This window comes from Mycobacterium sp. SMC-17, assembly GCF_045310915.1.
Taxonomy (GTDB): domain Bacteria; phylum Actinomycetota; class Actinomycetes; order Mycobacteriales; family Mycobacteriaceae; genus Mycobacterium.
The window spans coordinates 72,811-95,953 of the sequence record NZ_JBJIAK010000004.1 but is presented as its reverse complement, the minus strand read 5'-3'; the positions used below and the strand labels follow the sequence as shown (position 1 = coordinate 95,953).

Here is a 23,143-nt window from a genome sequence, read left to right as displayed (position 1 = left end):
ACATAATCCGACGGCATGGGTCTATCCCCGCGTGGCAGACACACTTACGCCTCGGATCGCAGCCGCATGGTGACTGCAATCCGAGGCGCAAATGACGTCATGCCGGCCGCCGGCGCACACCGGCGGCCTCGATCACACGGACGCGGCTTCGTTCAGCTCCTCGAGCCGGCCGGTGGCCTCCAGGTACTCCCGCACCCAGCGTTCGATCACCGCGGAGGTCTTCTCGACCTTGGTGAACTGGCCGACCACCTGGCCGACCGGGTTGAACGCGACGTCGACGCTCTCGTTCGGGTACTTGTGCGTGGCCGCCACCGCCATGCCGGAAACCATGTACTGCAAGGGCATTCCGAGCGGCTTCGGGTTGCCTTCCTTCTCCCAGGCCTCGGTCCAGTCGTTGCGCAGCATCCGCGCCGGCTTGCCGGTGAACGACCGGCTGCGCACGGTGTCCTTGCTGCTGGCCTTGGCGTACGCGGCGTGCTGCTGCTCGGAGTGCTCGCTCTCCTCGACCATCACCCACTGCGAACCGGTCCACGCGCCCTGCGCGCCGAGCGCCAGCGCCGCGGCGATCTGCTGGCCGCTGCCGATGCCACCGGCGGCCAGCACCGGGACGGGCGCGACCTCCTTGACGACCTGCGGCCACAGCACGATCGAGCCGATCTCTCCGCTGTGCCCGCCGGCCTCGCCGCCCTGGGCGATGATGATGTCGACGCCCGCGTCGGCGTGCTTACGGGCCTGCGACGGCGAGCCGCACAGCGCGGCGACCTTGCGGCCCTCGGCGTGGATGTGGTCGATCATGTCCTTCGGCGGGGTGCCCAGCGCGTTGGCGATCAGCGTGCACTTCGGGTGCTGCAACGCGACCTCGACCTGCGGGGTGGCGGTGGCCTCGGTCCAGCCCAGCAGCTGCAGGGCATCGTCGTCACTGTGGTCGACCGGCACCCCGTGATCGGCGAGCAGCTTCTTCGCGAAATCCAGGTGCTCCTGCGGCACGAGGGCGTTGAGCTGCTTCTTGAGCACCTCCGGATCCAGGTCGACCTGGTCCATGCCCTCGTACTTGTTGGGGATCACGATGTCGACGCCGTACGGATGGTCGCCGATGTTCTCGTCGATCCACTTCAGCTCGATCTCGAGCTGCTCGGGGGAGAAGCCGACGGCACCCAGGACGCCGAAGCCACCGGCTTTGCTGACTGCCACGACCACGTCGCGGCAGTGGGTGAAGGCGAAGATCGGGTATTCGATGCCGAGTTGGTCGCAGATAGCGGTGCGCATTTGGGGTTCCTTGTGCTGGTTCGAGGCAGGAGCGGCAAACTGAAACGTGTTCTAATTTAGTACCGCGTGACAGTCCGGCGCGCAAGGCTACGCGCAGATTTGGGCCCAGATTTCCGGCGACGGCCGTTCCAGAACGTCAGCGATGCACGAGTCGTCGTAGCCAGCCGGGCCGGTCGCTGGACGGGGCCGCCGCGCGGACCACGGTCCAGCCGAGCCGCTCCGCTTCGGCTGCCAGCCCGGGCCGCGGGTTCACCGGAATCGGGTGCCCCACGACGTGCATCAGCGGCAGGTCCTCGTCGCCGTCGGCGTAGAAGTAACTCTGTTGCAGGTCAACGTGATTGGCCTGGCTGAACGCCTCGACCGCCGCGGCCTTGCGGTGGCCCCAGACGATGGGCCGCACGATGTCGCCGGTGAGGGTGCCGTCGGCGTCGACGGTGAAATGGTTGCAGATGACGTGCTCGACGCCGAGGTAGCGGGCCAGCGGCATGACGTGCATGGTCAGGGCCGACGAACTCAGCACCACCGTGTGGCCGGAGCGCTGGTGGGCGCGCACGACCTCGCGCATCGTCGGGAAAATCCTGGCCTGTACGTGGCTGTGGAACAGCTGCTCGCCGAGCGACTCCTGTTCGGCGAGTGACTCGCCGCGCAGATAGCCGGCGGCGCGCACCAGCAACCGCTCGAACTCCATGCGGCCCAACTTGTATCGCACCGTCGCTTCGAGGATTCCGGTGAGCTCGCCGAAGGCCGCCTGCCGCTGCCGGAACCGGTGGGCCGCGTGCACCGTCGCGATGAAACCGGACACCAGCGTGCCGTCGACGTCGAAGAACGCGCCCACATTCGGGCTGTTCGCGCCAAGGTCACCGGCGGCGGCCGCAGCGATCGGCCCCGTGATCGGTCCGGCGTTCGGCGCAGCCATGCTGACCAGTATGCCGGGCCTCCCGGCCACCCACCGGGCGGGCGGTAGCGTGACCCGTCATGGGACGCGTGGACGGAAAAGTTGCACTGATCACTGGCGGCGCACGGGGGATGGGCGCGGCGCACGCCCGGATGCTCGTCGCCGAGGGCGCCAAGGTCGTCATCGGCGACATCCTCGATGAGCCCGGCGAGGCGCTGGCCGCCGAACTCGGGGATGCCGCACGCTACGTCCATCTCGACGTCACCGACGCCGACCAGTGGGCCGCCGCGGTCGCCACCGCCACCGAACAGTTCGGTGTGCTCAACGTTCTGGTCAACAACGCCGGCATCACCGCCCTCGGCAAAATCGGTGAGTTCGACATGGCCAAGTGGCAGAAGTGCATCGACGTCAACCTCACGGGCACGTTCCTGGGCATGCAGGCAGTGGTCGCGCCGATGCGGGAGGCCGGTGGCGGCTCGATCATCAACATCTCGTCCATCGAGGGCATGCGCGGCGCGACTCTGCTGCATCCGTACGTCGCGTCCAAGTGGGCGGTGCGCGGGCTGACCAAATCGGCGGCCATCGACCTGGGCAAGGACAAGATCCGGGTCAACTCGGTGCTGCCCGGTTTCATCCGCACGCCGATGACCAAATATTTTCCCGACGACATGATGACCGCGCCGCTGGGCCGGCCCGGACAGTCCGACGAGGTAGCGACCTTCGTGGTGTTCCTGGCCAGTGACGAATCGTCGTTTGCCACCGGCAGCGAGTTCGTCGTCGACGGCGGTCTGACGACCGACGTGCCACACAAGTTCTGACCTCAGCGATTCCGGAACTGCCGGTCTGACGGGGCACAATGAGGTGCCCCCACATCGCGCATTCGGTTGTAGAAGCGCGTTCAGATGCTGTCGTTTCGGAGGGAGCAGGGCTATCTCAACCGAGTTGCGCCGCGGTGCAGTGCTGGGTGCCGTCATGTCTCTGGTGCTGCTGTTCGCGTGCACCGGCGATCTGCCGCGCCTGCTGAGGCCCATGAGCGCAGCCGCCGAAGTGGAGCTCGCGCAAGGCTGGCAGCTGTCGTCCGCGCAGGGCATGGTGGCCACCGGCGCGCAACTCAGCCTCGACGGATTCCCGGCCGCCGGGCCCGGCTGGCACCAGGTGCGGCACATGCCCGCGACGGTGCTCGAGGCACTGCAGGACGACGGCACCTACCCGGACCTCTACTACGGCGACAATCTGCTGACCAAGGTGCCGCAGGACCTGTACAAGCAGGACTGGTGGTACCGCACCACATTCGTCGCACCGGCAGGGCACTCGACGTACCGGCTCAACTTTCCCGGCATCAACTACCGGGCCGAGATCTGGCTCAACGGGCATCAGATCGCCGACAGCAAGCAGGTCGCGGGCATGTACGTCGACCACACCCTCGACGTGTCGAAGTGGATCGACCGCGGCCGCACCAACACCCTCGCCGTCAAGGTGACCCCGGAGCGCGCGCTGCAGGACGTCGACGGCGTGGAGCTGGCCGACAGCTGGTTCGACTGGATCAACTGGAACTACCTCGGCTATCAGGGGCCCGGCAAGAACCCGGCCAACGGCAACTCGTTCGTGGCGGACCGCAACGCCGGCATCCTCAAGCCCGTCACCCTGAAGATGTCCGGCGACGTGGCGATCACCGACGCGACCGTGAACAGCCAGCTGCCGTTGCCACGCACCGACAGCGCCCAGCTGAGTGTCCGGTCGGGCCTGACCAACTACTCGGACCAGCGCGTCAACGGCGTCGTCCGGGCAACCATCAGCCGCGCCGGCAAGGCCGACATCGACATCGAACGGCCGGTGTCGCTCGCGCCGGGGGAGAGCCGCGACGTCACGTTCAGCCCCGGCGACTATGAGGCGCTGCGCGTCTCCCATCCGGACCTGTGGTGGCCGTACACCATGGGCAGGCCCGACCTGTACGACCTGCGGATCCAGTTCCTGCAGTACGGGCAGGCCACCGACGAGCTGAAGCAGCGCTTCGGCATCCGGTCCATCGAGCAGGGCCGCGACGGCAGCGAGGAGTTCCCGCAACTGGGCTCCGGCGGCAACTTCTACCTCAAGGTCAACGGCCGCGACTTCCTGGCGCGCGGCGCCACCTACACCCCCGATCTGCTGTACCGCGACGATCCTGACCGCGACAATGCGATCCTGCGCTACGTCAAGGATCTGGGTCTGAACATGATCCGGATGGAATCGAAGATTCCCGGCGCCCGTTTCATCGAGCGGGCCGACGAACTGGGCATCCCGCTCATGGTGGGCTGGATGTGCTGTAACCAGTGGGAGAAGTGGCCGCAGTGGGGCCAGGAAGACCACCGGGTCGCGCAGGACAGCCTGCGCTCGCAGATCACGATGTTGCGATCGCACGCGTCGGCGTTCGTCTGGGCCAATGCCAGCGACGGGCACCCGCCCGCCGACATCCTCGAGCAGTACCACGAGATTCTGCGAAAGCTGCACTGGCAGAACGCCGTTGTCGACACCGTGTCGTCCTACACGACCGATTCGTCGGGCAACCGCCTGTGGGACGGCATCCAGATGGCCGGCCCGTACACGTGGCGGCCGCCCGCGTACTGGTTCGACGGTGCGTACGCAGCCGCCCGCGGCGCGTCGGCCGAGCAGGGCGACAACGAGCACATCCCGCCGTTCGCGAGCCTGCGCAAGTTCATCCCACCGGACAAGCTCTGGCCCATCAACGACATGTGGTACTTCCACGCCGGTTCCAACCCCGGCAACGAGGCCCTCGCGAGCATCCGCAACGCCGTCGTGCAGCGCTATGGATCCTCCAGTGGCGCCGAGGAATTCACGCGCAAGGCGCAGCTGGCCCACTACGAGGCGACGCGGGCCCAGTTCGAGTCGTTCGCCGCCCTGGGCTGGGCGGACCGCAAGATGACGATCTACTGGATGCTCAACAACCACTGGCCGTCGTTCTTCGGCAACATCTTCGACTACTACCTGCGGCCCGGCGGTGCGTACTACGGCGCGAAGAAGGGCCTGCAGCCGCTGTCGGTGACGTTCGATTCGTATGCGACCGGCGACCACAGCACCGCCAAGGTCAGCATCACCAACCAGAGCCCGGAGAACGCCGTCGGCCTCCGGGTGCGCACCCGCGTCTACGACATCAACGGGAACGTGCGTGACGACCGCACCAGCGACCCGTACGACGTCGTCTCCGGTGCCGCCGCCGTGGCGATGACGCTGCCGCGCGAAGTGCCGGACTCGCGCGTGTTCTTCGTGCGGTGCGAGCTGCTGAACCCGGTCGGTGAAGTCATCGCGGACAACGACTACTGGCAGTCGCAGCAGGACGACATCGGAGATCCCCGCAAGGACGTCGCCTTCGAGCTGCACCAGACCGCGTGGGCGGACATGACGCCGCTGAACTACATGACGAAGGCCCGCCTGGACGTCAGCGCGGCCGGTTCGGTGAACGGTGACGGCCAGCAGGTCGTCGACATCACGCTGCGCAACCCGACCAAGCAGGTCGCGTTCTTCGAGCGGGCCGAGCTGACCGCCGCCCCGGATGCCGACGAAATCCTGCCCATCGAGTACAGCGACAACTACGTCACGGTGTATCCGGGGGAGACCGCGCACGTGCGGGGCCTGGTGCCCAAACCCGGTGTGAACGCGGGCTGGGTTCGGGTCGGTGGCTACAACACGGCGCCCGTGACGGTCCCGGTGACCGGTGGCCGGCCACCTCAGGACGCGGCGGAGGCGGCCGCGCGGGCCTCGGTGACCGACCCTGGTCTGGCCGAGCCGGACGTCCGGCCCGCGGCGCCCGACGCGGTACCGCGGGTCCCGAGACCGGGCGCATAGGACATGATGGTGAGTTGACGTGAAGGAGAAACACATGGCTGACGAACGCTCCGCACTGGCCGAGCGCACCGCCGCAAGCGGGTGGCAGCGGCACACGGACGACCGCGTCGACGTCTACCTGCGTGGCGCGTCCCGGGTCCGCGTGATCTGGCGCGGTGACGACGCGATCAGCGGCGGCACGCGGTTCCAGGACGACATCATGGAGCAGTACACGCGCGAGCTCGACACCGTGCGCGCCTGGCTGGCGGTCTGACCGAGCCCGCAGCGCCGTACCCTGATCGCCATGGGCGTGCGTGCGGGCATCGTGGTGACCGGGACCGAAGTTCTCACCGGCCGGGTCCAGGACCTCAACGGGCCGTGGCTGGCCGACCGGCTGCTCGAACTCGGCGTCGAGCTGGCGCACATCACCATCTGCGGTGACCGGCCCGAGGACATCGAAGCGCAACTGAATTTCCTTGCCGCACAAGGTGTCGACCTGATCGTCACCAGCGGCGGCCTGGGGCCGACGGCCGACGACATGACCGTCGCCGTGGTGTCGAAGTTCTGTGGCCGCGAGCTGGTGCTCGACGAAGCGCTCGAGGAGCGCATCGCCGAGATCCTGCGGTCCTTCATGGGCCGGTTCCCGGGCGCCGATTTCGAGGCGGTCCGCGCGGCCAACCGCAAGCAGGCCCTGGTGCCGGCGGGCGACGGCGTCGAGATCCTCGACCCCGTCGGCACGGCACCGGGTGTCGTGGTGACCCGGGCCGGCGGCGCACCGACGGTGATCGTGCTCCCCGGACCGCCCCGCGAGCTGCGGCCGATGTGGAGCCGGGCCATCGAGACGGCGACGGCGCAACGTGCGATCGCCGGCCGCACCGTCTACCGCCAGGAGACCATCCGGATGTTCGGCCTGCCCGAGTCCGGGCTGGCCGAGACGCTGCGGGAAGCCGAGACCCTGGTGCCCGGTTTCGCGGGGCTGGAGATCACGACGTGCCTGCGTCGCGGTGAGTTGGAGATCGTCACCCGCTACGAACCCGACGCCGCCGACAGCTACCGGCAACTGGCCGCGCTGCTGCGTGAGCGGCATCCGCACGATGTCTTCTCCGAGGACGGTGCGCTGGTCGATGACCAAGTGGCGCAACTGCTTTCGGGCCGCACCATCGCGACGGCCGAGTCGTGCACGGCGGGCCTGCTGGCGGCCCGGCTGGCCGACCGGCCCGGTTCCTCGGCCTACCTGGCCGGCGGCGTGGTGTCGTACTCGAACGAAGCCAAGGCGGACCTGCTCGGCGTCGACCCCGCGTTGATCGCGGCCCACGGTGCGGTGTCCGAACCGGTCGCCGAGGCCATGGCGGCGGGTGCACTGCAGCGGTTCGGCGCCGACGTCGCCGTCGGCATCACCGGCATCGCCGGCCCCGGTGGCGGCAGCGACGAAAAGCCGGTCGGCACAGTGTGTTTCAGTGTCGGGCTGGCCGACGGTGCGACGCACACGCGCACGATCCACCTGCCCGGCAACCGGGCCGACATCCGGGAACGGTCGACGACCGTCGCCATGCACATGCTGCGCCGCGTACTCAGCGGTCAGCCGGTGACGGTCTGAGCGGCCTTACTGGTCCGCGAGGTCGGCGTCGTCCCAGACCTCGAGAATCTTGGTCAGGATGTCCTCGGGGACACCGAGACCCGCGAGATGGCTCTCGCCCGGCAGCGTGAACATCTCCGCGTCGGCGATGCGCGCCACCGCGTGCTGACCGTGAGCGTAGGGCACGATGTGGTCGGCGTCGCCGTGCCACCAGCGCACCGGCACCTTGATGTCCTCGAGCCGGAAGCCCCAGTCGCGGGCGAACACGACGATGTCGGCGAACGGCGCCGCCAGCTGCTTGCGGCTGCCGTTGAGCAGGTCGTCGAGGAACATCGCCTTGAACTCGGGGCGGCTCAGCAGGTTCCGGTCGCCGTGAGGGGAGATGCGTGCGTACAGGTCGAGCGCGGGGGAGCCGAACGGCGCGATCACCTTCATGAGTGACCCCGCCACCCAGCGGATCGGGGTGTCGGCGACCTCGATGATCGGCCGCACGATCTTGGCCAGCTCCATCAGGCCGCTGCTGATGCCGTCCTCGCCGATCAGCGGCGCGACGCCGCCGAGCACCGCGGCCATCACCACCCGGTCGGGCATGGCGGCCGCGGTGGCCAGCGTGTAGGGACCGCCGCCGGACAGCCCGATTACCGCGAACCGGTTGATGCCCAGGGTGTCGGCGATGGTCCGCAGATCCTCGGTGAACCCGAGCACGTTCTCGTACTGGTGCGGCGTCGAGGAACCGATGCCGGGGCGGTCGATGCCGATCAGCCGGATGTTGTTGCGGGAGGCGAAGCTACGGGCCTCAGTCGGGATCTGCCGGCGCGCGCCGGGCGTCCCGTGCAGCCAGAACACGGCCCGTCCCTGCGGGTTCCCGAACTCGGCGAAACCGATCTGGCGGTCTTCTCCGACGGCGATGTTGCCTTCGAGTTTCGGGCGATCGATCGACATGACCATGGCCGAATTGTTGCACGCCGCGGTGGGCGGACTCAGGGGCGCGGGTAGCGGTCCGCCCAGGGCGCGGCCTGCTCCAGCTGCCGGGCCAATTGCAGCAGGATGGTCTCGTCCGGCGCCATCAGCTGGACGCCGATGGGCAGTCCGTCCGCGGTGCGGCCCAGCGGCAGGGAAATGGCGGCCCAGCCCGTCACGTTGGCCAGCGACGTCCAGCCGGTGGTGGCGAATTCGACGTCGAAGAATTCCCGGGTGCCGGCGCGGGGCTGATCGAGCAGGCCGTACGGCGGCGGTCCGGACAGCAGCGTCGGCACCAGCAGGACGTCGTGGCCGGCCATCCCGGCGGCGAACCGCCGGGTCTGGGCGTGGACGGCCGCGATGGCTTCGGCGTAGGCCAGGCCGGTGGTGGCGAATCCCTCGCGGATCATCATCCAGGTGCTCGGTTCGAATTCGTCCTCGCGTGGGGGACGGCCCAGGTGCGCCGCGGCCAGTTCATGCAGTTGGACGTTGCTGACCCGGTGCAGCACCGCGATGGCGTCGGCGACAGCGTCTGGATCGATGCTCGGCGCCGACGGCTCGACATGGTGGCCCAGGCCCGCCAGCAGCGCGCCGGTGGCCTCGACAGCGGCGGCGACCTGCGGGTCGGTGCCCGGCCCCGGGAACGGCGAATCCACCGCGATCGCGATGCGCTGCGCCGCCGGGGTCTGCGCGATGGCGTCGAGGAACGGCTGGGCGGGTAGGGGAGCAGAGTACGGGTCGCCCGGTGCGCTGCCGGTGACGGCATCGAGCAGCGCCGCGCAGTCGCGGACGGTGCGGGTGAGGGCGTGCTCGTTGACCAACCCCTCCAGCCCGTGCCCGGCGCCGGGCGCGAACGAGGTCCGGGCGCGGCGCGGCTTGAGGCCCACGACGCCGCAGCATGACGCCGGCACCCGGATCGAGCCGGTGCCGTCACCACCAGAGGCGGCGGGGACGATGCCGGCCGCGACGGCGGCGGCGGACCCGCCGCTCGAGCCGCCTGGGCTGACCTCCGGTGACCACGGGTTCACCGTCGGCCCGAACAGGGACGGCTCGGTGGTGCAGTGGTTGCCCCATTCCGGGGTGTTGGTCTTGCCGAAGATCACCAGCCCGGCGTCCAGATACCGCTGCACGATCCAGGCGGTCTGGTCGGCGACATGGCTGCGCAGCGCCCGTGACCCCATGGCCTCCGGGGCGCCGGCCAGCGACGCCCCGAGGTCCTTGAGCAGGAACGGCACCCCGGCCAGCGGTCCGGCCGTGCCGGTGCGTAGCACGCCCGACTCATCGAGCCGGCGGGCCTGTTCGCGGCCGCGGTCGAACAGATCGGTGACCACGGCGTTGAGCCGGCGCGCCGATTCGAGCCGGGTGATCGCGGCCTCCAGCAGTTCTGCGCTGCTCACCGCGCCGCTGGCCACCAGTTGCGCCTGCCCGACGGCATCGTCCACGAGATCGGTCACCAGGGCATCCTGCTGGCGCGCAAGCGATCTGGCAACCGTGCCCGGTTGCCGCGGTCAGGCGGCGCCGGCCTTGCTGTCGACGCGGGTCTTCCACAGGCTCGCCACCGTCGTCACGACGAGCGTGACGATGATGACCGCCAGCGACAGCAGCGTGGGAATCTGCGGCACGTGCACGGGCTCACCGCCGTTGATGAACGGCAGCGTGTTCTCGTGCAGCGCGTGCAGCACCAGCTTCACACCGATGAACGCGAGGATGAAGGCCAGGCCCTGCGACAGGTAGACCAGCCGCTTGAGCATGTCGCCGAGCAGGAAGTACAGCTGACGCAGACCCATCAGCGCGAACACGTTGGCGGTGAACACCAGGTACGGCTCCTGGGTCAAGCCGTAGATCGCCGGGATCGAGTCGAGCGCGAACAGCAGGTCGGTGGTCCCCAGAGCGATGATGACCAGGATCATCGGGGTCAGGACCCGCTTGCCGTTCACCACGGTGTGCAGCTTGCTGCCGTCCCACTGATCCGAGGCCTTGAGGTACTTGCGGGCGAACCGCACCATCGAGTTCTCGGCGTCGTCGTCGTGCTCGGTGTCGCGGGCCAGCTTGATCGCGGTGTACACCAGGAACGCGCCGAACAGGTAGAAGATCCACGAGAACTTCGAAATGGCAACGGCGCCAAGGGCAATGAAGATGCCACGGAAGATCAGCGCCAGGATGATGCCGATCAGCAGCACCTCCTGCTGCAGGATCCGCGGCACCTTGAAGCTGGCCATGATGATCAGGAAGATGAACAGGTTGTCGATCGAGAGGCTGTACTCGGTCAGCCAGCCCGCGAAGTACTCGATGCCGTATTGACCGCCGTGGAACTGCCATACCCAGATGCCGAAGGCGACGGCGAGGCCGATGTACAGCGCCAGGTATCCGGCGGTTTCCCGGGTGGTGGGTTCATGCGGGCGGCGGCCGATCACCACCACGTCGAAGAGAAGTACGGCGATCGTCACCCCGAGGGTGATGGACCATTCCAGCGTCGAAACATTCATATGAGGGTGCCTCCGGGCGTCAGTGAACGACCGAGGTCTCTACCACCGTCGCCCCGATTCAGGCGGCCGGCCCACAGCACCGGCTGCCCGACATTGGACAACGTGATGACGACACCGTGGCGAAGGAATACTCCCCTCACGAACCATTATCGCAGACCGTCGGCGTCACGCCGTGACCACCACCGTCAACTGCGCCCCGTCGCGTTCGACGCGCATCCCGGCACGACGCGCAACCGCGGCAACGGCGGCGGCGTCGGTCGGTTCGGCGCGGCTGCCGGCCAGCGCTCGAGCCAACCGGCCCTTGTGGGCCTTGTTGAAGTGGCTGACGACGGTGCGCCGCCCGTCGGGGTGTTCGGTGTAGACGTCGACGGTCACCGCGCCGGGGATCTTGCCGAGGGCCTCGTATGAGCCGGAGCGCAGGTCGACGATGAGCTCCTGCTGTTGCAGCTGGGCCAGTACAGGTTCCAGGACCGGCTTCCACCGGCTGGCCAGTGTCCCGCCGGCGGGCAGTTTCGATGATGCCGACAGTCGGTACGCCGGAATCGGGTCGTCGGCGCGCAGCAGGCCGAAGAGCGCCGACCCGACGGCCAGCCGGGCGCGTGCCCGGGTTGCGGTGGCGCCGCGCAGTGAGCTGATGTCCAGAGCGTCGTACAAGACCCCGGTGTAGCGGTCGATGGCCGGCATCGTCGGGGCGTTGCGCAGTTCGGCGTTGCGCTGGATTTCGGCGTCCTGCGCGGCGGAGATGGCGAGGGCCTTGCGGCTGGCTTCGGGGTCGGCAGCGAGGGTGACGAGTTCGTCGATCAGCGCTGCGCGCAGCGGCGTGAGTTCCGGCACACCGAGCGTGCCGAGCTGCAGGGGCGGTCCGTCGCCACCTGGGCGCTTGGTCTCCGAGGGCGGCAGCAGCACGATCACGGCGAAGACGGTAGCCGACGCCCGTTGGTACGACACGTACCATCTACCTGTCAATCAGGGGTGTTTGCTTTGCCGCTGTGGTCACGGTGGCCTAAAGTTCGGTACCTACTGACGTCGGGGCAGAGGTCGGTGGGCCGAGGTTCCGTACCTGCGGTGGTTACCAGGGAATGCTGGGGTGGTTATGGGTAGGAACGCCAAGTTCGCCGTTGACATGCGGGTTCGCGTCAACCGTGGCGACGCCAAAGACGTGCGTGGTGTGATCGTGGAGGACTACGGCGATCATGCGGGCTATTCGGTCGATGTCGGCGACGACCATATTGTCGACGCGGCGCGCCGCTGGGCCGTCCTGCTGGACAGTGGCACCCTCGTTTTCGCCGACGACGCACATCTGAAGCCCGAATAGTCCCGGCTAACCGGAAGCGATGAGCAGCGGAACCAGCTGCTCGGCATCTGTCCACGATCCGTGCTGCCCGATGAGGGCAGATTCAAGAGGCTCGACCGTCCGACGTACCAATCCGGCGTTGTCCCGGGCCGCTGCCACGACATCGCCGATGCGGCTGCGCGCCGCGTCACCGACCCGCGCGCCGAACCACCCCTCGGCGATGGCCTGCTCCTTGGTGCGCACCCAGGCATTCGTGCCCAACGTTTCTCGCCACGCGTCGGCGACCGCGTCCGCCGCGCCCTCGGCGACATAGACGTGCCGCGCCCGGGCCTCACCGGCGACGGCGACGACGCCGTCCAACAGCTCGGGACGCGCATCGATGTCGACGACGTCGGCGTCGTCGAGGTTGACCATGCCGTGGTCGGCGACGACGGCCAGCAGCCCGCCGGCCGGCAGGGCCTCGACGATCGATTCGACCAGCCGGTCCACCTGCCGCAGCTGCATCCGCCAGGCCGTCGAGCCGGCGCCGTACAGATGGCCGAGCATGTCCAGATCGGCGTGGTAGCCGTAGCAGAAGCCGCCGTCGGCGACGGCCTGCTGCACGCGGGCCGCGAGGTCGCCGAGTCGATGTACCCCGACGTACCGTCCGCCGCGGAGCACCGCGCGGGTCAGCCCCGAATCGGTGAATTCGGCGCCCGAGATGACGCTCACCGCGACACCGGCGGCCGACGCCTGGCCGAACGTGGTCGGCAGCGGCTGCACGTCCTCGGGCACCAGCGCGTCGCGCAGGTCCGCGCCGAAGGGATGCGGCGTCCAGCGCAGCGCGTTGACGACGCCGTGGTCGGGAATCCGGAACGAGTAGCCGACCATGCCGTGTTCGCCGGAGCGCCGTCCGGTTCCCACCGCCGCCAGCCCCGCAGCGGTGGTGGCGGGGTAGCCGACGCGCAGGTTCCGGCCGCGAAGCCCGGCCAGTACCGGAGCGTCGGCTGCGTAGGTGTCGAGGAGCTGGGCACCGAGGCCGTCGATCAGCAGCACGCACGCGCCACGAACACCGCCGGGCAGGTCGATGGGCCGGTGCACACCGTCGAGTTGGGCCCCGGGGACACCCATCGCGGCCAGCACGGCCGGTACCACGTCGGCCAGATGCGGCGCGTCGGCTCGCGGGCTCGGCAGATCCATGGCCGCGAGCTTAGGGATTTCCCGGGTGAAGTAAATGCAATTACCGCGCCGCGGACCCCATTGGCGCCGCGAGCAAATTCCTATTCAGCACCGTGAATAGGGAAAACGCAATTATCTCGCGACGCGAGCAAATGCGTTGTCAGCCGCCCCAGCCGCGGGTGCCGTCCCAGCCGCCACAGATGCCGTTGAAGCAGCCGTGTCCGAAGCCGCCGGTGACGGGGTTCCAGCCACCGCAGCCCCGCCAGTTCGCGCCGTCGCCGCAGCCACCGCCGCCACCCTGGCCATCGGGTCCGCCGTAGCCGTTGTCGGCAACCACGGTCCGATCCGTGCCGATGCTCCCCGAGAGGGTCATCGCCGCGGCCGGAGCGGCAACTATCGCTGCTGTGGCGGCCACCGCGGCGACCGCCGATGTCGTGAAATTCCGCCTAATTAGCATGTCTACAGAATGCTCCTGAGTGGCCGGATATTCCAGCCTCCCGCACTCCTCGATTGGATTCTGTGAGCAGAGTTACGGCCGGACACGCCATTCTGTGGGGAAATGCATTTCGGCCCGGAATCACGCGCTCGGGAGTGTCATCCAAGAAAAGTCACAGGTTTCCCATCAGGACCCGGGTCTTCGCCGCTGTTACCCTTTTCCCGTCATGAGTGTGGTGCCGAGCGGTGAAATCAAGGCACTGTCCGGCCTGCGCATCGTCGCCGCCGTGTGGGTGGTGCTGTTCCATTTCCGTCCGCTGTTGAAGCAGGCGTCACCGCCCCTGAGCGACGCCCTCGCCCCGATTCTCGACTGCGGCGCGCAGGGCGTCGATCTGTTCTTCATCCTCAGCGGATTCGTCCTCACCTGGAACTACCTCGAGCGCATGGGGCCGGCGTGGTCGACACGGGCGACGCTGCATTTCCTGTGGCTCCGCCTGGCCCGGGTCTGGCCCGTCTACCTGGTCACCATGCACCTCGCCGTGGCCTGGATCATCTTCACGCTCAACGTCGGCGACTTCCCGTCGCCGGAGGCGGCCACCCTCACCGGCCCCAACTACCTGCGTCAGCTGTTCCTGGTCCAGCTGTGGGTGGTGCCGTACTTCGACAACTCCAGCTGGGACGGCCCGGCCTGGTCGATCAGCGCGGAATGGCTGGCGTACCTGCTGTTCGGGTTGCTGGTCATCGTGCTGTTCCGGGTGGCCCGGGTAAGCCGGGCGCGGACCCTGCTGTGGCTGGCGTTCGCCGTGACGCTGCCGCCGCTGCTGTTCCTGGCCGCCACGGGCGAGTTCTACACGCCGTGGAGCTGGCTGCCGCGCATCGTCCTGCAGTTCACCGCGGGTGCCCTGGCGTGTGCCGCCGTCCGCAAGCTGAACCTGACCGACCGGGGCCGCACGGTCGCGGGGGTGCTGTCGGTGGTGCTGCTGGCCGTCATCGTGGGCCTCGTGTACTGGTTCGACGCACATCCGATCCCGACCATCCGTGACGACTTCGGCCTCGTCGACGTCTTCTTCCTGCCGTTGGTGGTGGCCCTTTCGGTCGGCACCGGCACCCTGCCCGCATTGTTGTCGACCCGCGTCATGGTCTACGGCGGCAAGGTGTCGTTCGGCCTGTACATGGTCCACGAACTCGTGCATCAGGGCTGGAACTGGGCCGCGGCGCAGTACCGCATCGAGATGTTGCCGAGTTGGGGCACCAAGTTCATCGTGCTGGCGCTGCTGGCCGGCTCGTTCGCCGGTGCCGTGGTGCTGTTCCACTACGTCGAAGAGCCGGCGCGGCACTGGATGCGGCGCATGGTCGGGCCGGCAGATGGCTCGAAAGCTGTTGTAACACAACGTAAACTCCAGGCGATATCTGACGACGAAGAGCCCGCCGAACGCGCAGGCTGACCGCACTACGCCGTAGTACCGACTCATCATGGGAGACCCGTGCGCCATCTGACCACCTTGTTGCTGACCGCTGCGCTGTGTGCGGTGTCCGTGGTGAGCGCGCCCGGTCCGGCACACGCGTACCGGAACGTGCGCCCGGGGATGCCCGAACGCGTCGCGGTGATCAGCGACTCGTACACCAACGGCACCAACTTCGGCGGCCAGGGCCCCCGGAGCTGGACGGCGCAGGCGGGTCGCAACCTCGATGCCTGGGGTGCCCCGATCACGGCCGACGTCGCCGCCGAGGGCCGGGCCGGTTACGTCGTGCGCGGCGACCACGGCAGTATCTTCCTGGACCTGACCAGGCGCGCCGTGCGTCCGGACGACGCCCTCGTGGTGTTCTTCGGTTCCCGCAATGACCAGGGCGCCGACCTCGTGCAGCTGTCGGGGATGGCGCACGACGCCTTCGCCCAGGCGCGGGCGACGGCGCCCGGCGCCAAGCTGCTCGTGATCGGGCCGCCCTGGCCGACGGCCGACGTGCCGCCGGCGGTGCTGCAGATCCGCGACGTGCTCGGCATGCAGGCCGGGATGGCCGGTGCCACATTCGTCGACCCGATCGCCGAGCGGTGGTTCGTCGACCGTCCGGACCTCATCGCGCCCGACGGCGTCCACCCGACCGACGCCGGACACGACTACCTGGCGGGCCTCATCGCGCCGCGGATTCGCGCCGAGCTGCCTACTCGTTGATCGGCAGGTCGTCCCGCACGTCGTAGCGGACGTCGTTGCCGCCGTCCTCGCGGGCGCGTTCCATGGCCTCGGCGGCCGCGGCCAGCAGGGCGTCGATGACGATCTCGGGCGGGTGCACCGTCAGCGGCGCCAGCGGGGTGCACACCACGCCGATGCTCGCGGTGACCCGGGACGGCGTCGACTTCATGGCGCCCTGCACGCGGTCGATCAGCGGCGAGGCGTCGGGACTGGTGAAGGTGTCCGCGACGATGAAGTCGCTGTCGGAGATGTGCGCGGCGATGGCGTTGCGGCGCACCGTTTCCCGCAGTGCCTGGCTGACGTCGATACGGGCCCGGTTGGCGCGCCGTTGGCCGGACATCGAGGACAGCAGCGGAAAGCTGTCGATGCTGACGACCGCGAGCACCATGTGACGGTCGTCCTGCCGGTTGCGGGCGGCGAGCAGGTTCGCGGCGCGCGAGTACAGCCCGTCGGTGTTGAGCAGCCCGGTCAGCGGTTCGATCTCGCTGTGGTGGATGTCGGTCGAGCTGAGCCCGATCGCGACGCGGCACGTGAAGAACACGAAGACGTTGAGCAGCGCGATGATCAGGACGGCGCACGCCGCCAGCGCGGGGTCTTCCGACCCGACGCGGACGCCCAGGTATCCCAGCGTGAGCCCACCGAGCACCCAGGGACCGGCCAGCACGCTGGGGCGGTGCAGGAAGGCCACATAACCGCTGGAGAAGATGAACGCGCTGGTGGCCAGCAGCCCGAGCATCGGGTCCGTCATGATCAGGCAGGCCGCGCTCATCGGGATCGCGCCGAGCGTCACCGAGATCGCCGAGAACCGCTGCGAGGGCCAGGAATGGCGCAGCCAGACGGCGCCGACGCCGAGCGCACAGGCGCCGACCGCGATGGCGATCGCCTGGCGTACCGGGCCATGGGGTCCCGCGGGGCTGAGCATCAGCACCACGGGAACCATGCCGAGCACCGCGTTGAGCGCGGCGATCACGCGGCAGGTTCGGGTCTGCAGGCCGCGGACGGCGAGCAGCGAGGTGAGCCAGTAATAGTGATTCTGTCCGGCAGCGGTCATGCGGGTACCCGGTGGTCTCCCGCGTCAGCCGGCCGGCGAACCGGGTGGCCTGTCACGCTGCGTCGCATATGCAGCAGATTAACAATCGCGCCGCGCGGATTCGGCGGCCGTCGGCAAACTCTGTGCATACGTTCAGCCTCGGATGCTGAATCGCCCCGCGAACTGAACGCGGCGATTCGCCGGTTCGGGTGAATTCCCTGCGGGCGCGCGACGGGTCGCCTAAAGTGTCTGCGAAACAACGGCTTTGACCTCTGCGAATGGCATCGTCGCCGGTTTCCCTCAGCGAATTCGCGTGACACACATCACGCCAAAGTCTTGACTCAGTCCAAAAAAGCGCGTAGAAGTGAACACGTGACGACCGACTACACGGAGCAGCTGCGTTCCGCAGATCTCCGTGTGACACGGCCCCGCCTCGCAGTCCTGGAGGTGGTGGCGGGACGTCCGCATGCCGACACCGAAAGCGTCTTCGACGCGGTCCGCGCGATCCTGCCCGACGTCTCCCGTCAGGCGGTCTACGACGTGCTGGCCGCACTCACCACCGCGGGGCTCATCCGTCGCATCCAGCCTTCGGGTTCGGTGGCCCGGTACGAGACCCGCGTCGGCGACAACCACCACCACGTCGTGTGCCGGTCATGCGGCGCCATCGCCGACATCGACTGCGCCACCGGCGAAGCGCCCTGTCTGACCCCGTCGGACACCCACGGCGTGCTCGACGGTTTCGTCGTCGACGAGGCCGAGGTCATCTACTGGGGTGTGTGCCCCGACTGCGCGGCAGCCACAACTTCGCGATCACATCCGTGATCGCAACACAATTCACCACCCTCGAAAGGAAGTGCAGTGCCTGAGGAAACTCACCCTCCGATCGGAGAAGCACAGACCGAGCCTGCCGAAAGCGGTTGCCCGATGCGCATCAAGCCGCCTGTCGAGGGTGGTAGCAACCGGGACTGGTGGCCCAACGCCGTCAACCTCAAGATTTTGCAGAAGAACCCGCCGGCCATCGATCCCACGGACGAGGATTACGACTACCGCGAGGCCGTCAAGAACCTCGACTTCGAGGCCTTCCAACGCGACTTCGACGAGCTGCTGACCAACTCGCAGGAATGGTGGCCCGCCGACTTCGGCCACTACGGTCCGCTGTTCGTCCGCATGTCGTGGCACGCCGCCGGCACCTACCGCGTCGAGGACGGCCGCGGCGGCGGCGGCCGGGGCATGCAGCGCTTCGCCCCGCTCAACAGCTGGCCCGACAACGTCAGCCTGGACAAGGCGCGTCGTCTGCTGTGGCCGCTGAAGAAGAAGTACGGCAAGAACATCTCCTGGTCGGACCTCATCGTCTACGCGGGCAACCGCGCCATGGAGCACATGGGCTTCAAGACCGCCGGCTTCGCTTTCGGTCGCCCGGATTACTGGGAGCCCGAGGAGGACATCTACTGGGGTTCCGAGCACGAGTGGCTCGGTTCGCAGGACCGCTACGCCGGCACCGACCGCACCAAGCTGGAGAACCCGCTGGCCGCCAGCCACATGGGTCTGATCTACGTCAATCCCGAAGGCCCCGAAGGCAATCCGGATTACCTGGCCGCTGCCATCGACATCCGTGAGACCTTCGGCCGCATGGCGATGAACGACGTCGAGACCGCCGCCCTCATCGTCGGTGGCCACACCTTCGGCAAGACCCACGGTGCCACCGACATCGAGAACGGCGTGGAGCCCGAGGCCGCCCCGCTGGAGCAGATGGGTCTGGGCTGGGCCAACCCCGGCGTCGGCAACGAGGCCGTCAGCAGCGGTCTCGAGGTGACCTGGACCCACACCCCGACCAAGTGGGACAACTCGTTCCTGGAGATCCTCTACGGCAACGAGTGGGAGCTGACCAAGAGCCCGCAGGGTGCCAACCAGTGGAAGCCCAAGGACGGCGGCTGGGCCAACTCGGTGCCGATGGCACAGGGCACCGGCAAGACCCACCCGTCGATGCTGACCACCGACCTGTCGATGCGCTTCGATCCGATCTACGGCGAGATCACCCGCCGCTGGCTCGACCACCCGGAGGAGCTGGCCGAGGAGTTCGCCAAGGCGTGGTTCAAGCTGCTGCACCGCGACATGGGTCCGGTGGTGCGCTACCTCGGCCCGCTGGTGCCGAAGCAGACGTGGCTGTGGCAGGACATCACCCCGGCCGGCAAGACGCTGTCCGAGGCCGACGTCGCCTCGCTCAAGACCGCCATCGCCGAGTCGGGTCTGTCGGTGCAGCAGCTGGTCAACACCGCGTGGAAGGCGGCGGCCTCGTTCCGCTCCAGTGACATGCGCGGTGGCGCCAACGGTGGCCGCATCCGGCTGCAGCCGCAGCTCGGCTGGGAGGTCAACGAGCCCGATGAGCTGGCTCAGGTGATCCGGAAGCTCGAGGAGATCCAGCAGGCGTCGCCGACCGGTGTGTCGTTCGCCGACCTGGTGGTCCTCGGCGGTGTCGTCGGCCTCGAAAAGGCCATCAAGGACGCCGGTTTCGACGTCGCGGTGCCGTTCACCTCGGGTCGCGGCGACGCCAGCCAGGATCAGACCGACGTCGAGTCGTTCGCCTACCTGGAGCCGAAGGGCGACGGTTTCCGGAACTTCGTCGGCAAGGGCGACACCCTGCCGTCCGAGTACCGGCTGATCGACCGCGCCAACCTGCTGGGGCTGACGGCGCCGGAGCTGACCGTGCTCATCGGTGGTCTGCGCGCGCTGGGCGCCAACCACGGCGGTTCGGACCTCGGTGTGCTGACGGCCGACAAGGGCAAGCTGACGAACGACTTCTTCGTCAACCTGCTCGACATGTCCACCAAGTGGGCCCCGTCGCCGGCCGATGACGGCACCTACGTCGGCACCGACCGCAGCAGCGGCGCGCCGAAGTGGACCGCCAGCCGGGTCGACCTGCTGTTCGGCTCGAACTCGCAGCTGCGGGCACTGGCCGAGGTCTACGCGGAGGACGACAACAAGGAGAAGTTCGTCAAGGACTTCGTCGCGGCGTGGACCAAGGTGATGAACGCCGACCGGTTCGACATCTAGTCGGAACCTGATTCAGTACCCCGTGGGCCCTCGGGCTCACGGGGTACTGTGCTTTTCGTGCTCCTCGATGAACTCCGCTGGTTCGTCGTCCTGGCCGAGACCGAGCACGTCACCGCCGCCGCCGCCGAATTGGGTGTCGCACAGCCGACGCTGTCGCGGGCCCTGGCCCGGCTGGAAAACGAAGTGGGCACACCGCTTTTCGACCGCACCGGCCGGCGGCTGCGGCTGAACGGGTACGGGCGGATCATGCTCGAACATGCGCGCCGCGGCATTGCCGAGATGGATGCGGCGCAGAGCCGGATTGCGGCGTTGCTGGATCCGGACAGCGGCCTGGTCCGGCTGGCTTTTCTGCATTCGACCGCGAATTGGTTTGTGCCGGAGGTGCTTCGGCAGTTCCGGGTACTGGCTCCGGCGGTGCGCTTCGAGCTGTTCCAGGGCGCGGCGCACGACATCGCGGAGCGGCTGCGCACCGGGCAGGCCGACGTCGCGATCACGTCCCCGCGGCCGACGCAGGTGCCGTGCGTCTGGCGGGTCCTGTATGTCGAACGGTTGTGCCTGGCGGTGCCCGCCGACCACCGGCTGGTGGGACGTGCCCGCGTACGCCTGAGCGAGGTGGCCGACGAGACCTTCATCGCGCTCGGGGCGGATTTCGGGCTGCGCCAGCTGACGGATCAGGTGTGGGCCGAGAGCGGCATAACGCCGGAAATCGCGTTCGAAGCCATGGAGATTCCGACGATGGAAGGGTTGGTCGCGGCGGGATTCGGCGTCGCCGTGGTGCCGGTGCCGCGGCCCGGCCGGGGCGATCCCTCGGTGATCTACATCCCATTGTCCGACACCAGGGTCAAGCGCGAGATCGGCATGGCGTGGGTCAAGGGTCGCGAATTGCCGCCTGCTGCAGCGCGATTCGCCGACCTGGTCAGCACCACCGCATCTGATGCACAAAACGTATGAAACAACTCAAACTAATGTATTGGACACATGAACGGGGCGGTTCCTAGCCTGCGTTCGTGACTGTTGAAGCGCCCGTCTGGACCGGCCATGTCCGCGGTTCCACGGACTACCGCAGGCTGCTCGGCGCGCTGTTCTGCGCCGGCGTGGCGACGTTCGCGCAGCTGTATTCGCCGCAGGCGGTGCTGCCGCTGATCGCCCGCAGCCTGAATACCGGCGCCGCGGCCTCCGCGCTCATGGTGTCGGCGTCGACGATCGGTCTGGCCATGGGGGTTATCGGCTGGTCGACCCTGGCCGACCGCATCGGCCGGGTGCGCGCGATGTCCTACTCGGTTTGTGTGGCAACGGGTTTGGCGCTGCTGGTGCCGTTCGCGCCGACATTCCAGCTGTTGCTGGCCGGACGATTCGCCGAAGGCCTGGCACTCGGGGGAGTGCCGGCCATCGCGGTGGCCTATCTGACCGAGGAGATCGAAGCCGGCCATGCCGCGCGGGCCGCGGGTACCTACGTCGCCGGCACCACGATCGGCGGATTGCTCGGCCGGCTGGTGGCCGCCCCGGTGGCCGAATTCACCGACTGGCGGTGGGCCATGTTCGTCGTCGGATTGCTCTGCAGCGCAGCAGCTGTCGGCTTCATGCGGCTGGCCCCCGAACCTCGGGGATTCGTCCCGGCCGACGAGGAGACCGAGGGCTCCCTGGCGCACCGATTGGCGGCCAACCTGCGCAACCCCAGGCAACTGGTGCTGTATCTGCAGGGCTTCCTGCTCATGGGCGGGTTCGTCGCGATGTACAACTTCCTCGGCTTCCGGTTGAGCGCGGCGCCGTTCGGCCTTCCGCAGACCGTCGTCAGCCTGGTGTTCGTGGCCTATCTGGCGGGCACCTGGGCGTCGGCGTGGGCCGGGGCCGCGGCCAGCCGGTACGGCCGGCGCCCGGTGCTGCTGGGCAGCGTCGCGGTGATGGGGCTGGGTGTGGTGATCACCCTGAGCCACAACGTGATCGCGGTCCTCGCCGGCCTGCTGGTCGCCACCGCGGGGTTCTTCGGCGCGCATGCCACCGCCTCGGGTTGGACCGGCCAGTTGGCCACCGTGGGCAAGGCGCAGGCCGGCTCGCTGTACAACCTGGCGTACTACGCGGGTTCGAGCGTCATCGGCTGGGTCGGCGGGATCGCCTTCGATACCGCCGGGTGGTCGGCGGTGGCCGCCGTCATCGTGGGGCTGCAGGTCGTCGCCGGACTCGCGGCGGCCGTCGTGCTGCGCGATTAGCGCTGGCTCGCCCGCTGGTGGACGCGGTCCTTGATGGCCTCCGGCAACGCGTCGGCCGGAAGCAGCCGCGGCAGTAGCTCCGGCTCGAGGGTCAGGGCGCGGAACACCATCGCGACAGTGACGTCGTGCGGCGGACGCGAGACCACCGTGATCGATGCCCCGGCCCGCAGCACCCCGGGCGTCACGACGCGCAGGTAGGCGCCGGGCAGGGCCTGGGCGGTGAAAGTCTTGACCCAGCCCCGGATTTCGAGCCACTCGGCGAAGGTGCGGCACGGGATGCGGGGCCGGCTCACTTCCAGGAGCGGGCCGCCGTCGCCGATTTGCCAGCGCTCGCCGATGACGGCGTCGTTCACCTCGAGCCCCGCGGTGGTGAGGTTCTCGCCGAACGAGCCGTTGGCCAGCTCGCGGTCGAGGCGGACCTGCCAGTCGTCGAGGTCTTCACGGGCGTAGGCGTACACCGCCTGGTCGTCACCGCCGTGGAACTGCTGGTCGCCGATGGTGTCGCCGACCAGACCGCTGCCGAGACCGCCGTGCATGGGCCCGGGGGCGCGCACGGGCACCGGCTCGGACGTCGGGCGTTTGTCGATTCCGGTGCTCAGCTGATCCTTGTCGGGGCTCGGTCGGGGGACCGCCAGATTCACCGTCAGGATCGCTGCCATGGCGCAAGCCTAGAGGTGCCGTCCGGCTCCTTCGACCGGGAGTGGCCCGGGTCACCGCCAGCGCTGAAATCGGTCACCGTGGATCACCTTTCGATCACATTTTCGATAAAGATCGCGC

The 23,143-nt window shown here is 68.4% G+C and carries 21 protein-coding genes; 11 read left to right on the top strand and 10 right to left on the bottom strand.

Annotated elements, in window-relative coordinates:
* Positions 1 to 132 precede the first annotated feature (132 nt).
* Both ACJH7A_RS04260 and ACJH7A_RS04255 read right to left on the bottom strand, forming a co-directional pair.
* Positions 133 to 1,266, bottom strand: a complete 1,134-nt coding sequence (locus ACJH7A_RS04260; protein ID WP_212811342.1) for a nitronate monooxygenase — start codon at positions 1,264 to 1,266, stop codon at positions 133 to 135.
* Between the two features lie 136 nt (positions 1,267 to 1,402).
* Positions 1,403 to 2,182, bottom strand: a complete 780-nt coding sequence (locus ACJH7A_RS04255) for an HAD family hydrolase (protein WP_406801468.1) — start codon at positions 2,180 to 2,182, stop codon at positions 1,403 to 1,405.
* 59 nt (positions 2,183 to 2,241) lie between these two features.
* On the opposite strand from ACJH7A_RS04255, the gene ACJH7A_RS04250 reads away from it, so the two are divergent.
* From ACJH7A_RS04250 to ACJH7A_RS04235, 4 genes are all read left to right on the top strand, one after another.
* Positions 2,242 to 2,979: a glucose 1-dehydrogenase gene (locus ACJH7A_RS04250; RefSeq protein WP_212811343.1), complete on the top strand. Its 738-nt coding sequence runs from the start codon at positions 2,242 to 2,244 to the stop codon at positions 2,977 to 2,979.
* 154 nt (positions 2,980 to 3,133) lie between these two features.
* A complete protein-coding gene (locus tag ACJH7A_RS04245; RefSeq protein ID WP_406801467.1) occupies positions 3,134 to 6,001 on the top strand; it encodes a glycosyl hydrolase 2 galactose-binding domain-containing protein in 2,868 nt (955 codons plus the stop codon).
* 34 nt (positions 6,002 to 6,035) lie between these two features.
* Positions 6,036 to 6,254 (top strand): hypothetical protein, encoded by a 219-nt coding sequence (locus ACJH7A_RS04240; RefSeq protein ID WP_036420352.1) that lies wholly within the window; start codon positions 6,036 to 6,038, stop codon positions 6,252 to 6,254.
* Between the two features lie 24 nt (positions 6,255 to 6,278).
* Positions 6,279 to 7,577, top strand: a complete 1,299-nt coding sequence (locus ACJH7A_RS04235; protein ID WP_212814801.1) for a competence/damage-inducible protein A — start codon at positions 6,279 to 6,281, stop codon at positions 7,575 to 7,577.
* Between the two features lie 6 nt (positions 7,578 to 7,583).
* On the opposite strand, the gene ACJH7A_RS04230 is transcribed toward ACJH7A_RS04235, so the two are convergent.
* From ACJH7A_RS04230 to yaaA, 4 genes are all read right to left on the bottom strand, one after another.
* Positions 7,584 to 8,504 (bottom strand): alpha/beta fold hydrolase, encoded by a 921-nt coding sequence (locus tag ACJH7A_RS04230; protein ID WP_406801466.1) that lies wholly within the window; start codon positions 8,502 to 8,504, stop codon positions 7,584 to 7,586.
* A gap of 32 nt (positions 8,505 to 8,536) precedes the next feature.
* Complete coding sequence (locus ACJH7A_RS04225) at positions 8,537 to 9,970, bottom strand: amidase (protein WP_406801465.1); 1,434 nt, start codon at positions 9,968 to 9,970, stop codon at positions 8,537 to 8,539.
* Between the two features lie 54 nt (positions 9,971 to 10,024).
* A complete protein-coding gene (locus ACJH7A_RS04220) occupies positions 10,025 to 11,002 on the bottom strand; it encodes a TerC family protein (protein WP_212811346.1) in 978 nt (325 codons plus the stop codon).
* 165 nt (positions 11,003 to 11,167) lie between these two features.
* Positions 11,168 to 11,914, bottom strand: coding sequence for a peroxide stress protein YaaA (gene yaaA, locus ACJH7A_RS04215; RefSeq protein ID WP_406801464.1), 747 nt, complete (start codon positions 11,912 to 11,914; stop codon positions 11,168 to 11,170).
* Positions 11,915 to 12,095: 181 nt separating this feature from the next.
* Between yaaA and ACJH7A_RS04210 the strand changes: the two genes are divergently transcribed.
* Complete coding sequence (locus tag ACJH7A_RS04210) at positions 12,096 to 12,317, top strand: hypothetical protein (protein WP_244872532.1); 222 nt, start codon at positions 12,096 to 12,098, stop codon at positions 12,315 to 12,317.
* A gap of 6 nt (positions 12,318 to 12,323) precedes the next feature.
* On the opposite strand, the gene ACJH7A_RS04205 is transcribed toward ACJH7A_RS04210, so the two are convergent.
* Together ACJH7A_RS04205 and ACJH7A_RS04200 are read right to left on the bottom strand one after the other, a co-directional pair.
* Positions 12,324 to 13,475, bottom strand: a complete 1,152-nt coding sequence (locus ACJH7A_RS04205; RefSeq protein WP_406801463.1) for an alkaline phosphatase family protein — start codon at positions 13,473 to 13,475, stop codon at positions 12,324 to 12,326.
* Positions 13,476 to 13,614: 139 nt separating this feature from the next.
* Entirely contained in the window at positions 13,615 to 13,911 is a 297-nt protein-coding gene (locus ACJH7A_RS04200; protein ID WP_212811349.1) for a hypothetical protein, read from the bottom strand.
* A 205-nt stretch (positions 13,912 to 14,116) separates the two neighbouring features.
* Here ACJH7A_RS04200 and ACJH7A_RS04195 point away from each other — a divergent pair, with 205 nt between their 5' ends.
* Together ACJH7A_RS04195 and ACJH7A_RS04190 are read left to right on the top strand one after the other, a co-directional pair.
* Positions 14,117 to 15,334, top strand: coding sequence for an acyltransferase (locus tag ACJH7A_RS04195; RefSeq protein WP_212811350.1), 1,218 nt, complete (start codon positions 14,117 to 14,119; stop codon positions 15,332 to 15,334).
* 39 nt (positions 15,335 to 15,373) lie between these two features.
* The gene (locus tag ACJH7A_RS04190; RefSeq protein WP_212811351.1) at positions 15,374 to 16,060 is read left to right on the top strand and encodes an Rv0518 family GDSL lipase; all 687 of its coding nucleotides are present in this window, start codon (positions 15,374 to 15,376) and stop codon (positions 16,058 to 16,060) included.
* On the opposite strand, the gene ACJH7A_RS04185 is transcribed toward ACJH7A_RS04190, so the two are convergent.
* The gene (locus ACJH7A_RS04185) at positions 16,050 to 17,129 is read right to left on the bottom strand and encodes a GGDEF domain-containing protein (RefSeq protein ID WP_212811352.1); all 1,080 of its coding nucleotides are present in this window, start codon (positions 17,127 to 17,129) and stop codon (positions 16,050 to 16,052) included. The genes ACJH7A_RS04190 and ACJH7A_RS04185 overlap by 11 nt on opposite strands.
* A 351-nt stretch (positions 17,130 to 17,480) precedes the next feature.
* Between ACJH7A_RS04185 and ACJH7A_RS04180 the strand changes: the two genes are divergently transcribed.
* The 4 genes from ACJH7A_RS04180 to ACJH7A_RS04165 all read left to right on the top strand — a co-directional run bounded on the left by ACJH7A_RS04180 (position 17,481) and on the right by ACJH7A_RS04165 (position 22,366).
* A complete protein-coding gene (locus ACJH7A_RS04180) occupies positions 17,481 to 17,930 on the top strand; it encodes a Fur family transcriptional regulator (RefSeq protein WP_212811353.1) in 450 nt (149 codons plus the stop codon).
* Between the two features lie 102 nt (positions 17,931 to 18,032).
* Positions 18,033 to 20,159, top strand: a complete 2,127-nt coding sequence (katG, locus tag ACJH7A_RS04175) for a catalase/peroxidase HPI (protein WP_244872533.1) — start codon at positions 18,033 to 18,035, stop codon at positions 20,157 to 20,159.
* A 57-nt stretch (positions 20,160 to 20,216) separates the two neighbouring features.
* A complete protein-coding gene (locus ACJH7A_RS04170) occupies positions 20,217 to 21,110 on the top strand; it encodes a LysR family transcriptional regulator (protein WP_212811355.1) in 894 nt (297 codons plus the stop codon).
* A 56-nt stretch (positions 21,111 to 21,166) separates the two neighbouring features.
* A complete protein-coding gene (locus ACJH7A_RS04165) occupies positions 21,167 to 22,366 on the top strand; it encodes an MFS transporter (RefSeq protein ID WP_212811356.1) in 1,200 nt (399 codons plus the stop codon).
* On the opposite strand, the gene ACJH7A_RS04160 is transcribed toward ACJH7A_RS04165, so the two are convergent.
* The gene (locus ACJH7A_RS04160; RefSeq protein WP_212811357.1) at positions 22,363 to 23,025 is read right to left on the bottom strand and encodes an MOSC domain-containing protein; all 663 of its coding nucleotides are present in this window, start codon (positions 23,023 to 23,025) and stop codon (positions 22,363 to 22,365) included. The genes ACJH7A_RS04165 and ACJH7A_RS04160 overlap by 4 nt on opposite strands.
* Positions 23,026 to 23,143: the final 118 nt, after the last annotated feature.

Bases quoted from the DNA above. Each gene is read 5' to 3' on its own strand.
- ACJH7A_RS04200 (WP_212811349.1), bottom strand. From the start codon at position 13,911: ATGCTAATTAGGCGGAATTTCACGACATCGGCGGTCGCCGCGGTGGCC.
- ACJH7A_RS04210 (WP_244872532.1), top strand. From the start codon at position 12,096: ATGGGTAGGAACGCCAAGTTCGCCGTTGACATGCGGGTTCGCGTCAAC.
- ACJH7A_RS04245 (WP_406801467.1), top strand. From the start codon at position 3,134: ATGTCTCTGGTGCTGCTGTTCGCGTGCACCGGCGATCTGCCGCGCCTG.
- ACJH7A_RS04160 (WP_212811357.1), bottom strand. From the start codon at position 23,025: ATGGCAGCGATCCTGACGGTGAATCTGGCGGTCCCCCGACCGAGCCCC.
- ACJH7A_RS04205 (WP_406801463.1), bottom strand. From the start codon at position 13,475: ATGGATCTGCCGAGCCCGCGAGCCGACGCGCCGCATCTGGCCGACGTG.
- ACJH7A_RS04230 (WP_406801466.1), bottom strand. From the start codon at position 8,504: ATGGTCATGTCGATCGATCGCCCGAAACTCGAAGGCAACATCGCCGTC.
- ACJH7A_RS04220 (WP_212811346.1), bottom strand. From the start codon at position 11,002: ATGAATGTTTCGACGCTGGAATGGTCCATCACCCTCGGGGTGACGATC.
- ACJH7A_RS04195 (WP_212811350.1), top strand. From the start codon at position 14,117: ATGAGTGTGGTGCCGAGCGGTGAAATCAAGGCACTGTCCGGCCTGCGC.
- ACJH7A_RS04250 (WP_212811343.1), top strand. From the start codon at position 2,242: ATGGGACGCGTGGACGGAAAAGTTGCACTGATCACTGGCGGCGCACGG.
- ACJH7A_RS04260 (WP_212811342.1), bottom strand. From the start codon at position 1,266: ATGCGCACCGCTATCTGCGACCAACTCGGCATCGAATACCCGATCTTC.
- ACJH7A_RS04255 (WP_406801468.1), bottom strand. From the start codon at position 2,182: ATGGCTGCGCCGAACGCCGGACCGATCACGGGGCCGATCGCTGCGGCC.
- ACJH7A_RS04185 (WP_212811352.1), bottom strand. From the start codon at position 17,129: ATGACCGCTGCCGGACAGAATCACTATTACTGGCTCACCTCGCTGCTC.
- katG (WP_244872533.1), top strand. From the start codon at position 18,033: ATGCGCATCAAGCCGCCTGTCGAGGGTGGTAGCAACCGGGACTGGTGG.
- ACJH7A_RS04240 (WP_036420352.1), top strand. From the start codon at position 6,036: ATGGCTGACGAACGCTCCGCACTGGCCGAGCGCACCGCCGCAAGCGGG.